Raw genomic sequence first — 13137 nt, 5'->3', positions numbered from 1 at the left:
ATCAAAAATAAACCATTGGCTATGTTTCTGAAAGACAGTATACTTAAAAACTAAATCCAAAGGAACCGGTAACGCTAAACGGTCGGGCATTGGGATTGTCCAAATAATTACCCCTAAAATTGAAATCGATTCTAAATATCTTAAAGATATTACCCACGCCAAAAGAATATTCCCAGTAAATCTGATCATTGGGCGCTTGAAGTACAATATTGGAAGGCGCATTCAATGCAATATTTTCTGCCGAAATATCACCCCATGCACCGCGAAGGCCTACAATTTCCCTAAGGTTTAATTTTCGTAAAAATGGAATCCTAGAGAATAAACGTCCATTAAAATTATGCTCCAAATGTACCGAGGCATAGGTATCCGTAACAAATTCATAAAAATCCAAATTAGGAAAGGTATTGTATAAGGAAAACAAGGTTTGATTTCCAGGAATCACATTCAAGAGACTCAGAGGCACCTCTCCAAAGGTCTTTCCAACCTCAACGGTACTCAACAACCTTCCAAAACCTCCAATCTGCCAGGGTTGGGTATACGAAAACTGTAATTTATCATAACTAAAATCACTTCCCAAAAATCCGTCGATTCCTCGGGTATAATTGACAAGCAAGGTGCTAAAGTCATCATTGACATTCACCCGTTCTACCCCATACCCAATGGTTTTCTTTCCAGGGGTATAGACCAATATCGTATTTAATTCAAATTGGGAAACTTCCGATGAAATTCCGGTTGGGGATTCCGAATCTATATAATCCAGACTAAAGGCATCGGGCAAGGCCGAGCCTATAGTTTTGTACGAACTTCCCAAGCGCACCCTAAAATTGGATAAGGGTTCTGCTTCTATGTTAAAAGTGCTCAAATTAATATTGCTCAAACGATCGTTGGCACCAACGGTCAATACAGAGGAAGAGGCAATACTTCTTCCCAAAACATCATTAGTAGCGGTGAGACTGAGCCCCAGCTGTTCCACATCCCTTCGATTTCCCCCCGAAACAATTAATCGGCTTTTACGATCCAATAGCCATTTTGCCGAAAAACCATGTTTAAATTTCTTATCATCGAACCCATAGGCCAGATACCCTTCCAAACGCCAGGGGTCATTTTGTCCAAAATAAGTCCGTGCCCCAGCCCTTAAACGAATTCCCTCGGCATCGTTAAACCCAAAAACACTATAAATATCCCCTAGATCCAGGTTCCATTTATCCACTTCTACATAACCCGACCCAAGGATACTCACAATATTGTAGTAGGTCTTAAATTTAGGTACCGTTTTTAGGGTATCCAATAACTTATATATTCCCTTTTCATCCTTATTCAAGGCCTCTAAACGGTTATTTTTCCAGAAATCGTCCTCTCTGGCAAAAATCTCTGGTCGATACGGATCCGTTACGTTTTTATAAAACTTTTTGGATTTTTCCTCATCAAATTTATAGTTGTTATAGACCGTGGTCCGTTTCCCATAGATACCCTTGGATTTCTCCTTTTTATTTAAACTAAAATCGCTCAACATATAATCGCGCTTCAATAAAAAGACCGAATCGTTTACCACATCGAATTCCTGTTCAATATAAATCTCCTTCACCCAGTTGATATTGGCACTTTTAGTAACTTCTAGGTTGATTTTTTTAATGGCAAAGGTGGAATCGTTCACCCAAAAATCTCCTTTAAAGGTCAGCTCATTTTTACGCCTGGGGTAATAGATAATGTTATAGCACCATTTATTATCGATATAAGTACTGTCCGACAACACGTAATTATAGGTATCGATTCCGGTTCGGGACAAGGGACTGGTAAAGCTTTTGTCAAAAAACTTCAAGTAATTATTATAAATGTCATAGTCGGAATACAAATCCTGGACAAAAGCGGTTATTGCCTGATTATTGCTAAAACCGGAGTTTTTACTGCCTTCGATTTCCTTTTTCATGGTATTCAATACATTGTCACCATACACCTTGGAAAAGGTTTCTGTCAGGAAAATAGGCAAATAGGTTTTTCCCGTAATTCGGGACGTATCCAAATCTTGAAAAATAAATTCCAAGCCTTTGAATATCTTGCTTTTGATTACCGAGCTGTCTATGGTATTCAGATCAAACTCGATCTTCTCATATTCATCATAGGCATATTGCTTAAATTTTCGAACCCCGTTCTGTCGTTTCTTTGCCCATATTTTTCGCAAAATATCAATAGCCGGATTATTTTTCTTGGACTGCTTCCCGGTATAGACCACCACCTCATCCAGTTGTTCGCTAGATTCCTTCATGACAATCCTCATTTTATAGGTCACTTTGGATGTCAATGGAATTTCCTGGGTCTCATAACCTATAAAAGAGACCACCAAAGTACTATGGGTATTGTCCGATTCCATATAAAAACGACCATTATCATTGGTAATGGTTCCCTCGGTAGAGTTTTTAAAAAGGACATTGGCAAAAGCCACAGGAGAACCTGTTTCATCGACTACGATGCCACTTACTTTACTCTGGGCTATGGCAATACAAGAAAATAAGAGGAATAGGGGAAAAAGGAATTTTTTCATTTGTCTGTATATATTACATCTTTACAGCCCTATAATAGGAACCGTAAAGCAGTAAATCGTCATTAGTTTGTTTTAACGTAAAATTCCTATCAAATAGCGTACCCTTTTTTTTAAACAAAAACTTCGCCAACAAATGTTGGCGAAGCGAAGATACTTTTCGGAAATGGTTTTCCTTATCTATATAACACTTTCTTAACAGCCTTGATCACGTCATTGTGATTGGGCAACCATTCTGCCAATAATACTGGAGAATAGGGTGCTGGAGTATCGGCAGTGTTTATTCTTTCTATAGGGGCATCCAAATAATCAAAGGCATGGGATTGTATATGATAGGTAATCTCCGTAGCCACATTTCCAAAAGGCCAGGCTTCTTCCAATACCACCAAACGATTCGTTTTTTTCACCGAGTTCAATACCGCATCATAATCCAATGGGCGCACCGTTCTAAGATCAATAATTTCACAGCTGATTCCTTCTTTTTGAAGTTCTTCTGCCGCCTTGTCGGCTTCTTTTATGATCTTACCAAAAGAAACAATGGTCACATCTTCTCCCGCACGACGAATATCTGCAACGCCCAGAGGAATCATATATTCTCCTTCCGGAACTTCTCCTTTATCGCCATACATTTGTTCCGATTCCATGAAAATTACGGGGTCGTCATCTTGAATGGCCGATTTTAATAATCCTTTCGCGTCTTTTGGGTTGGAGGGAACCACTACTTTTAAACCTGGGCAATTGGCATACCAACTTTCAAATGCCTGGGAATGGGTTGCTGCCAATTGTCCCGCAGAAGCGGTAGGTCCTCTAAAAACTATAGGGCAGTTGAATTGCCCACCGGACATTTGGCGAATCTTAGCCGCATTATTGATAATTTGATCAATACCCACCATGGAGAAATTGAACGTCATAAACTCTACAATAGGCCTATTACCATTCATGGCAGAACCAATAGCAATACCAGAAAATCCCAATTCCGAAATTGGAGTATCCAATACCCGTTCCGGGCCAAATTCATCCAACATTCCCTTCGAAGCTTTGTACGCTCCATTATATTCGGCAACTTCCTCGCCCATTAAGTAAACGGACTCATCTTTTCTCATTTCCTCGGACATGGCCTCAGCTATGGCTTCCCTAAATTGTAATGTTTTCATCTATCTGTGCTCTATCTATATAAAAAATGCTCAAAACGCTAGCAAAAATAGGAAAATATATATCAAATCTATAGTGGGTAAGCTTAAAAATATTTTTCAAATTTACTATGCACGCATAGTAAATTTGAAAAATATTGCGTATCTTTGATCGCTTTTTAAAAAGCAGTATAAATTATTACGAAATCCTAAATAGTATCGGATTTATTTTCTGTAATGATAATGAATCCATTAACGACAATGTATAGCAAGCGGTGTAAAATGATCCGTTTGAATTAAAAAAAACAGCAAATGAAGATATTAGTTTGTATCAGCAATGTACCCGACACTACTTCTAAAATAAATTTCTCCGATGGAGACACTAAATTTGACACCAATGGCGTACAATTTGTCATTAATCCCAATGATGAATTTGGACTTACCCGTGCCATGTGGTTCAAAGAAAAACAGGGTGCTACCGTAGATGTGGCCACTGTTGGACTTGTAGGTACGGAACCTACCATACGTAAGGCTTTAGCTATTGGAGCAGATGGCGCCATTAGAGTTAACGCAGAACCCACCGATGGTTTCTTTGTTGCCGAGCAATTGGCAGCTGTAGCAAAAAACGGGGGGTATGACCTTATTATCGCGGGAAGAGAGTCTATAGATTATAACGGAGGAATGGTCCCTGGCATCATGTCCACGCTTTTAGACATCAATTTTGTAAACACCTGCATTCAATTAGATGTAGAAGGTACTACGGCTACGGCCCTAAGGGAAATAGATGGTGGTAAAGAAAAGATAGAAACAAGTTTACCCCTGATTATTGGGGGGCAAAAAGGTCTAGTAGAAGAAAGTGATTTAAGAATCCCTAATATGAGAGGTATTATGATGGCCCGAAAAAAAGCATTAACGGTTGTTGAGCCCGTAGATGCCCTTAAAGCCACTGAAGATACCAAATTTGAAAAACCTGCTCCCAAGGGTGCGGTTACCCTGGTTGATGCTGCCAATATTGATCAATTGGTAGATTTATTGCACAACGAAGCCAAAGTGATCTAAAAAAAGAAAAGTCTTAAATTCCAGATGCCCGAATTGATTTTGGCAGTTGGTTTTAAAATATAAAATAATATGTCAGTATTAGTATATACAGAATCAGAAAACGGAAAATTCAAAAAAAATGCTTTTGAAGTAACTTCTTATGCCTATGAGGTTGCACAACAATTGGGCACAACAGTTACCGCCATTGCTTTTAATGTGGAAGCTGGTGATAGTCTGGGCGCTTATGGGGCTTCTAAAGTAGTGCATGTTTCCGATGATAGTTTAAAAATATTTAATGCAAAAGCCTACAGTAATGCTATTGCCCAGGCTGTTGAAAAGGAAGCTGCCTCTACCATTATTCTTAGCTCTAGTGCGGACACTAAGTTTTTAGCCTCCTTATTGACAGGAGCTTTAAAAGCAGGATATGTTCCCAATGTAGTGGCCGCTCCAATAAGCACAAGTCCATTTGTAGTGAAAAGAACGGCCTTTAGTAATAAAGGTTTTGCTCAGACACAGATCAATGCGGAGACTAAAGTTATAGGTGTTTCCAATAATGCTTTTGGTGCTGTTGAAAATCCTGTGGATGCCAGTGTCGAGGCTTTTTCTCCTGCCTTGTCCGAAAATGATTTTTCTACAAAATCTGTAGAAATCGATAAAGTAGTAGGAAAAGCTACTATTGCCGATGCAGATATTGTTGTGTCTGGAGGTAGAGGTCTTAAAGGCCCTGAAAATTGGGGAATGATCGAAGAACTTGCTGATGTTTTAGGTGCGGCCACAGCTTGTTCCAAGCCCGTTTCCGATTTAGGATGGCGCTCCCATGGAGAACACGTAGGGCAAACAGGAAAACCTGTAGCCAGTAATTTATATATTGCCATTGGTATCTCCGGAGCCATTCAACATTTGGCCGGTGTAAGTTCGTCCAAGGTAAAAGTGGTAATCAATACCGATCCAGAAGCTCCATTTTTCAAAGCAGCGGATTACGGAATTGTAGGAGATGCTTTTGAAGTTGTACCGAAGCTCATCGAAAAATTAAAAGAATTTAAAGCACAGAACGCTTAATTTTTGTTAATTTGTGCCCTTGAAGGGCTGTTTAAATACCTAGGACGGCCCCTATTTATTTAAACAGCCCTTTTTTCTTTAAAGAGTTATATGAGCTTAGTAAGATTAAAAATAAAAGGAATATCATACAGCCAAACCCAAAATGGTGCGTATGCCCTTATTTTGAATGAGGTGGAAGGAGACCGAAAGCTCCCTATTGTCATTGGTGCTTTTGAAGCGCAATCCATTGCCATTGCTTTGGAAAAAGAGATAAAACCTCCCCGTCCCTTGACCCATGATCTCTTTAAAAATTTTGCAGATCGCTACGATATTATTGTAAAACAGGTCATCATCCATAAATTGGTCGATGGAGTATTTTACTCCAGTATTATTTGTGAACGGGACAAGATAGAAGAAATCATCGATGCTAGAACCAGTGATGCCATTGCCCTGGCATTACGTTTCAACGCCCCTATTTTCACCTATAAAACCATCTTGGACAAGGCCGGTATTTTCTTAAAATTCTCCTCTAAGGATAAGGACAAGGAAGAGAATGATGATAGTATTATGGTTGATGAGATCTTACAGGAAGGGGAAACGGTTCCTATAGATTCTGGTGCCACTGATGGTTATCAGGAATTTACTTTGGAGGAATTGCATCAAGAACTGGAAAAAGCCGTGAATAATGAAGATTATGAGAAAGCGGCCAAACTGCGGGACGAAATCTCCAAACGCAACTAACCCATCTTTACATTCTATGAAAAAAGGCATTTGGATTTTTCTGTTCGCTCTATGTATCACATTTCCTTCCATTGCCCAAGATGTTATTGTCCAAGAACCTATAATTAATAGTATTCAAGAGGCCACCACCCTCAATGATATTCCCAAAGCGGTCACTGAAGTGGTTCCCAATGAGGGTTTTTCCGTGAATAGCTTATGGCGAGGTGTTTTAGGTATGGCTATGCTTATCTTAATTTCCTTTTTATTCAGTGCCAATAGAAAAGCCATCAATTGGAAAACCGTAGGTATAGGATTATCCATACAGTTGATTATCGCCATTGGAGTATTAAAGGTTTCTTTTGTTGAAACCGTATTTGATAGTATTGGAAAGGTTTTTGTCAAAGTGCTCGACTTTACCCGGGCAGGTAGTAAATTCCTGTTTGAAGGTCTTGTGGTGGATATGGATACTTTTGGCTTTATCTTCGCTTTTCAAGTACTGCCCACCATTATTTTCTTTTCCGCCCTGACCTCTGTGCTCTTCTATTTGGGCATTATTCAACGTGTTGTAAAAGCTTTGGCTTGGTTACTCACCAAGTCCCTTGGAATTTCAGGAGCAGAGAGTTTAAGCATTGCCGGCAATATCTTTCTGGGACAAACCGAAGCCCCCTTGTTGATCAAGGCGTATTTGGAGAAAATGAACCGATCCGAAATCTTATTGGTGATGATAGGAGGAATGGCCACAGTGGCTGGGGCCGTATTGGCCGCCTATATTGGCTTCCTAGGGGGCGATGATGAAGTCTTACGCCTCTATTTTGCCAAGCATTTATTGGCTGCTTCGGTGATGGCCGCTCCAGGAGCCATTGTCATATCAAAAATACTATACCCACAGACCGAAGCCATCAATACCGAAGTAAAAGTTTCCTCCGAAAAAATTGGAGCCAACATTTTAGATGCTATCGCCAATGGAACTACCGAAGGCTTAAAGCTTGCCGTTAATGTGGGGGCCATGCTATTGGTCTTTGTTGCCTTTATTGCCATGCTCAATGGTATTTTTGGGTGGATTGGCGATATCACAACCCTAAATAGCTGGATGGCCGAAAACACTACTTATGAAAAATTCTCCTTAGAAGCCATTTTAGGGACAGTTTTTGCGCCTTTAATGTGGTTGATCGGAGTGCCTTCAGAAGACATTTCCTTAATGGGACAATTGTTGGGAATTAAACTGGCAGCCAGTGAATTCATTGGCTATATTCAATTGGCCGACTTAAAAAATGTGGCCAACTCCACCCATTTAGCGTATAATAAGTCCATCATCATGGCCACCTATATGCTTTGCGGTTTTGCCAATTTTGCTTCTATCGGTATTCAAATTGGCGGTATAGGTTCCTTGGCACCTGGACAGCGAAAAACCCTATCGGAATTTGGACTAAAGGCCGTTTTAGGAGGGTCTATCGCCTCCTTATTATCGGCTACGATTGCTGGGATGATATTAGGATAAATCTCCTTTTTTTCTGATTTCAATATTCTTGGAAACCGTTGATAATTATTGGTAACTTCTTTTTATCCCCTATATTGCTTTTGCTATTTTTGAAGACCGAAAATCGGGTAATATATAAAAATTCATGAAGCAGTATCACGATTTATTAGAACACGTCATTGCACACGGAAACCAAAAAGGGGACCGCACGGGAACAGGCACCAAAAGTGTATTTGGATATCAAATGCGCTTTGACCTCAGTGAAGGTTTTCCCATGGTCACTACCAAAAAACTACATTTAAAATCTATCATTCATGAATTGTTATGGTTTTTAAAAGGAGATACCAATGTAGGATATCTTCAAGAAAATGGAGTGCGTATTTGGAACGAATGGGCCGATGAAAATGGAGACTTGGGTCCTGTTTATGGGCATCAATGGCGCAATTGGAACAGTGAGGAAATCGATCAGATCAAAGAAGTGATCCACGCCCTAAAAAACAATCCCAATAGTCGTAGAATGCTGGTTTCGGCCTGGAATCCCAGTGTATTACCGGATACTTCCGTTTCTTTTTCTGAAAATGTAGCCAATGGAAAGGCTGCTCTTCCACCATGCCATGCCTTTTTTCAGTTTTATGTGGCCAATGGCAAACTTTCTTGCCAATTGTATCAACGAAGTGCAGATATCTTTTTGGGGGTTCCCTTTAATATTGCGTCCTATGCCCTCTTTACGATGATGATGGCACAAGTTTGTGGCTATGAAGCCGGAGATTTCATCCACACCTTTGGAGATGCCCATATTTACAACAATCATATGGAGCAGGTGGAATTGCAATTGCGTCGGGATTGTCGTCCTTTGCCCAAAATGACACTCAATCCGGAGGTACGGAATATTTTTGATTTCACTTTTGATGATTTTACCTTAACAGATTACAACCCTCATCCACATATCAAAGGTGTTGTTGCGGTCTAAAGCTTTCTCCAGTACAAAAAATAGTTTATTTGAGCGCAGTAATGCTACCGCGCTCAAATACATACAGGTATAATTAAGTTCTTGTTAATTCACCACAAGTTTTCCGCTATACTTTTCTGTACCAATGATAACATTGTAAATATAGGTTCCGGATTGCCGTAGTCCATATTTCACGGTATTGGTTCCTGTAGGCATTACGGCATCGTAAACCGTCTTTACTTCTCTCCCTAAAAGATCATAGATAACAATCTTAACAGGCATAACCTTCTCCATTTGTATGGCCATGCTGCCATTTCCACTTATGGGATTTGGAAAAACAATAATCCCATTTTCTGAATTTGGTGCTATATTGGTCTGTAGACTTGCACTGGGGCAATCAAACGTGCAGTTGTCGTTCCAATTTCCATTTCTCACACTTCCTCCCGAAGTAAAATTGAACCACCCTTCCCGATCTCTAAAAAGATCGATAGACTGACTCCCATTATTCCCATTGTTCAATACCAGACCTATTTCAGAAGAGGACACCCCTTCTGGAAGCACCACATCGTAAAAATACCAAGCATTGGTGCCTGCCAATTTCGTCATTTGTTGTCCCGGCCAATCCGCAGTTCCTCCCAAGGTACTATTTTGTGCTGTGTTGAAGGTATAGGCAAAAATGGTGTTCCAATCCCCAGGTTTTTGGGCAAATACCCTAAAGGTGTCTGTGGTGGTAGTGTCGGGGCATTCTGAAGGACAATTGTCCGACCAAAAACCATTCCTCAGGGCTCCTCCACTGGTAAATTCAAACCAACCCTCCCGATTGCGCATAAGATCCACGCTCTGGCTGCCATTGTTCCTATTATTAAACACAATGCCCACATCATTGGGATCTACTCCGGCCGGAACCGTCAAGGTATAGGTGTACCATATATTGCTTCCCGTCAATAGGCTTGTAACTTCTCCCGGAAAATCTGTCGTCCCCCCCAAAGTGCTATTGGTCGCCTTATTGAAGAAATACGCATTGATCTCATTCCAATCCTGGGGTTTCTTTACATTAATAACATAGGAGTTTGGGGGTTGGGGCGTTACGGACTGAAAAGGCTCTCCTATCAGCACCAAACCAAAATTGGTATTGAAATTGGCCGTATTGTTGCTTACCGTAGCCGTATTTCCTGAAAAATAATCCAACAACACTGTGTCGTCTGGCCATAAATTAAAAAGATTGAGGGAGGTATTGAAATCCCCATCATTTCCAGTATAGACCAATACCTTATCATTGAGTCCATTTTTATTGTATTCCCTTTTAAAAGCATAAGGTGTATTTTGCACCAAGGCATGTATCCCACCTCCAACGGCAACATGCTCCCTTCTGAACTTGCCAATGCGTTGATGGTGCAAAAGTGTCAAGGAGGCTACGGAATTGGGGTCTTGTAGATCACCAAAATTCATAAAAGAACGCAGGGTGGCATCTCCTTCCACCCCTCCTCCCGGTGTTAAGGTCCTGGCCGTTTCATCGCCGTAGTACAATTGTGCCGTAGCTGGGGACAATAAAAGCTTTGTTCCTGCTTCGAAAGTTCGGATTCTATTGCGATCAAAAACTTCCTGGGTATCGTGATTCGCCAAAAAATTCATCACACTGTTTCCCGCGCCCAATTGGTTTTGTTGCAAATTGTTATAGCTAGAGAATAGACTTTCTAAACCATTATTGGCATCAAATCGGAATCCGAAATTGATCAGGTTCTCATAACCATTGTTAAAGTAGTCTACATTAAAGCCATCGCCGGTAAAGGTACGTTGCATGGACAGGGCAAAATAGTTGAATACTTCTCCAGTCATCCAGAAAGGCCGATCATCCAATTTTTTCGTAGGATTATTGGACTTCCATTCTTGTAAAGCCAAAAGACCTTCCGTTTTTAATTCGCCCCAAACCGATTCTTCCACGTGCTTTACGGTATCTATCCTAAACCCATCCACACCATATTTTCGTACATAATCCGTTAACCACTTTATAATATAGAAGCGGGGTGCCCTTGGATATCCCGTACGATTGAAAAAGGCATTCAATTCTGCTTCCTCCTCGGCTCTTCTTCCTTCATTGCTCCATTTGTCCAACAACCATTGTGGAAGGGAGACCGGGGCATTGCTCTCCGTACGGATATCCGGTAAATTGTCTACCAACTCACAAGGAATGGTTCCTCCAGGGCCCTGAAAATTACAAGTGGGATCTCTTCGCACCCAATCATTGGGCCATGGCTCGTCTGCAGGATTATCTGGCCCTACATGATTCAATACCACATCCATGACTACCCGTATCCCATGATCATGGGCCGTATCCACAAAAGTTTGAAATAATTGTTCAGTACCCAAATTAAGGTCAATGGTGGTCCAATCCTTGGCCCAATACCCGTGAAAGGCATAATTTTGTCCCACGCCCTCGTCGGTGGAACCATGGATATTCTCATAAGGAGGCGTAATCCAAATGGCGTTCACTCCAAGTTCATCGAAATAACCTTCGTTGATCTTATTGATCAACCCTTGGAGGTCTCCCCCTTGATAACTCCGTAAAGGAGCTCCATCGTCTTGCCGACCGTACGAAAAATCGTTGGAAGGATCTCCATTTTCAAAACGATCGGTCAGCACAAAATACACCGTCGCATTTTCCCAAATAAAAGGCAGTTCGCGTAATTGCCCAATCCCCATTTGCAGGGAAAACAGCAATAACAGTAAAAAAGAGGCATTTTTTTTCATGATTTGTTATTTTACAGTTCTATTCAATCGCAGTTTTTGCGATATTCATTAAAGTTATCAATTCCCAAATAGTAAGAAAAAACTTATTTTAGATATAACCTTTTCGTGTTAACAAGTTTTTTGAGGAAAAACAAGATATCCCTTGTTGCTTACGATCATTCTTAATAGCCATATCAGCTTCTGCTATAGCCAAGTTTCCTTTTCTTTCTTATCTCCCTAAAACAGTGATACCTATGAATTCGCAATCCACTTTAACATTCCCCCTGCTTGTCCATACCACCCAAAAAGGCATATTTTCAGTATCTTTAGGGTTATAATTAAATACATGATCATTACAGCTACACTTTTGGATTTCTTTTTGGAAACCCGAAAACAGACCGAGGATATATGCGCTCCTCTCGAAATTGAGGACTATGTGGTTCAACCCGTGGTAGATGTATCCCCTCCCAAATGGCACTTAGGCCATACCACCTGGTTTTTTGAGGAATTCATCCTAAAACCACATGCACCCGAATATGTAATTTTTGATGCCGATTTTTCTTTTGTATTCAACAGTTATTACGAAACCGTTGGGAAACGCGTAGTACGTTCCGATCGCGGAAATCTATCCCGACCTTCGGTACAAAAAGTCTATGAGTACAGAACATATGTTACCAATGCCATGGAAAAGTTCTTTGGCATTGACCAATCTGCTGCACTTCAGGACTTATTGGAAATTGGTATCCATCACGAAAAACAACATCAAGAATTGCTGCTTACGGATATCAAGTATATTTTAGGGAACAACCCACTACTTCCCGAGTATTCCGAAAAATTTAAAGAACACGAGATTGAAGAGCATCCGCAGGATTGGATCAGTATTGATGAAGGTATATATGAAATAGGGCATCAAGGCAGTGATTTTTGCTATGATAATGAGACGGGAGTACATAAGGTCTATGTGCACTCCTATCAGATTTCCAATAGGTTGGTCACCAATGGAGAATTTATAGGGTTTATTGAAGCCCAAGGATACCAAAAATTTGATCTCTGGCATGCGGAAGGATGGGATTGGGTCAATCAAAATGCGGTCAGTGCTCCGCTCTATTGGCATAAAATTGATGGCATATGGCATCACTACACCATGAATGGCCTGCAAAAGGTGATTCCCGAGGCCCCGCTTACCCATATTTCTTATTTTGAAGCATTTGCTTATGCACAATGGAAGGAACTTCGGCTCCCCACTGAATTTGAATGGGAGATTGCGCAAGCCCATTTCCCCTGGGGGAAACGTTGGGAATGGACGGAAAGTGCCTATCTACCTTATCCAAACTACACCAAAGCGCCGGGTGCACTAGGAGAATACAACGGCAAGTTTATGGTGAATCAAAAAGTGCTTCGCGGGGGATCGGTGGCCACTCCGACACGACATACCCGATCGACCTACCGAAATTTTTTCCAAACAAATTTAAGATGGCAATTTACCGGTTTACGGTTGGCCAAATAAGTCAGATTCAATCAA

The 13137-nt window shown here is 40.8% G+C and carries 9 protein-coding genes; 6 read left to right on the top strand and 3 right to left on the bottom strand.

Annotated features, from left to right (window positions below):
- Positions 1–43: 43 nt before the first annotated feature.
- A complete protein-coding gene (locus ACEXOE_RS20465) occupies positions 44–2539 on the bottom strand; it encodes a DUF5686 family protein (protein ID WP_394750724.1) in 2496 nt (831 codons plus the stop codon).
- Positions 2540–2712: 173 nt separating this feature from the next.
- Entirely contained in the window at positions 2713–3690 is a 978-nt protein-coding gene (locus tag ACEXOE_RS20460; protein ID WP_394750723.1) for a pyruvate dehydrogenase complex E1 component subunit beta, read from the bottom strand.
- Positions 3691–3978: 288 nt separating this feature from the next.
- On the opposite strand from ACEXOE_RS20460, the gene ACEXOE_RS20455 reads away from it, so the two are divergent.
- The 5 genes from ACEXOE_RS20455 (at position 3979) to ACEXOE_RS20435 (ending at position 8909) form a co-directional block, all read left to right on the top strand.
- Positions 3979–4725: an electron transfer flavoprotein subunit beta/FixA family protein gene (locus tag ACEXOE_RS20455; RefSeq protein WP_394750722.1), complete on the top strand. Its 747-nt coding sequence runs from the start codon at positions 3979–3981 to the stop codon at positions 4723–4725.
- 69 nt (positions 4726–4794) lie between these two features.
- On the top strand, positions 4795–5763 hold the full coding sequence (locus tag ACEXOE_RS20450) for an electron transfer flavoprotein subunit alpha/FixB family protein (protein WP_394750721.1): 969 nt from the start codon (positions 4795–4797) through the stop codon (positions 5761–5763).
- A gap of 90 nt (positions 5764–5853) precedes the next feature.
- The gene (locus ACEXOE_RS20445) at positions 5854–6483 is read left to right on the top strand and encodes a bifunctional nuclease family protein (protein WP_394750720.1); all 630 of its coding nucleotides are present in this window, start codon (positions 5854–5856) and stop codon (positions 6481–6483) included.
- Between the two features lie 16 nt (positions 6484–6499).
- Entirely contained in the window at positions 6500–7960 is a 1461-nt protein-coding gene (locus tag ACEXOE_RS20440) for a NupC/NupG family nucleoside CNT transporter (protein WP_394750719.1), read from the top strand.
- A gap of 124 nt (positions 7961–8084) precedes the next feature.
- Positions 8085–8909, top strand: a complete 825-nt coding sequence (locus ACEXOE_RS20435; protein ID WP_394750718.1) for a thymidylate synthase — start codon at positions 8085–8087, stop codon at positions 8907–8909.
- 84 nt (positions 8910–8993) lie between these two features.
- Here the strand turns inward: ACEXOE_RS20435 and ACEXOE_RS20430 are convergent, their stop codons facing one another.
- Complete coding sequence (locus tag ACEXOE_RS20430) at positions 8994–11636, bottom strand: alpha-amylase family glycosyl hydrolase (RefSeq protein ID WP_394750717.1); 2643 nt, start codon at positions 11634–11636, stop codon at positions 8994–8996.
- A gap of 325 nt (positions 11637–11961) precedes the next feature.
- On the opposite strand from ACEXOE_RS20430, the gene egtB reads away from it, so the two are divergent.
- Positions 11962–13122, top strand: a complete 1161-nt coding sequence (gene egtB, locus ACEXOE_RS20425; RefSeq protein ID WP_394750716.1) for an ergothioneine biosynthesis protein EgtB — start codon at positions 11962–11964, stop codon at positions 13120–13122.
- The last annotated feature ends 15 nt before the right edge of the window (positions 13123–13137 follow it).

It is taken from the genome of Spongiimicrobium salis (assembly GCF_043678055.1).
In the GTDB taxonomy this organism is placed as follows: domain Bacteria; phylum Bacteroidota; class Bacteroidia; order Flavobacteriales; family Flavobacteriaceae; genus Spongiimicrobium; species Spongiimicrobium salis.
This window is presented reverse-complemented; position numbering and strand designations above follow the sequence as displayed.

Excerpts from the sequence above, each read along its gene's own strand:
- ACEXOE_RS20445 (WP_394750720.1), top strand. The coding sequence starts at position 5,854 with ATGAGCTTAGTAAGATTAAAAATAAAAGGAATATCATACAGCCAAACC.
- ACEXOE_RS20465 (WP_394750724.1), bottom strand. The coding sequence starts at position 2,539 with ATGAAAAAATTCCTTTTTCCCCTATTCCTCTTATTTTCTTGTATTGCC.
- ACEXOE_RS20460 (WP_394750723.1), bottom strand. The coding sequence starts at position 3,690 with ATGAAAACATTACAATTTAGGGAAGCCATAGCTGAGGCCATGTCCGAG.
- ACEXOE_RS20430 (WP_394750717.1), bottom strand. The coding sequence starts at position 11,636 with ATGAAAAAAAATGCCTCTTTTTTACTGTTATTGCTGTTTTCCCTGCAA.
- ACEXOE_RS20450 (WP_394750721.1), top strand. The coding sequence starts at position 4,795 with ATGTCAGTATTAGTATATACAGAATCAGAAAACGGAAAATTCAAAAAA.
- ACEXOE_RS20455 (WP_394750722.1), top strand. The coding sequence starts at position 3,979 with ATGAAGATATTAGTTTGTATCAGCAATGTACCCGACACTACTTCTAAA.
- ACEXOE_RS20440 (WP_394750719.1), top strand. The coding sequence starts at position 6,500 with ATGAAAAAAGGCATTTGGATTTTTCTGTTCGCTCTATGTATCACATTT.
- ACEXOE_RS20435 (WP_394750718.1), top strand. The coding sequence starts at position 8,085 with ATGAAGCAGTATCACGATTTATTAGAACACGTCATTGCACACGGAAAC.
- egtB (WP_394750716.1), top strand. The coding sequence starts at position 11,962 with ATGATCATTACAGCTACACTTTTGGATTTCTTTTTGGAAACCCGAAAA.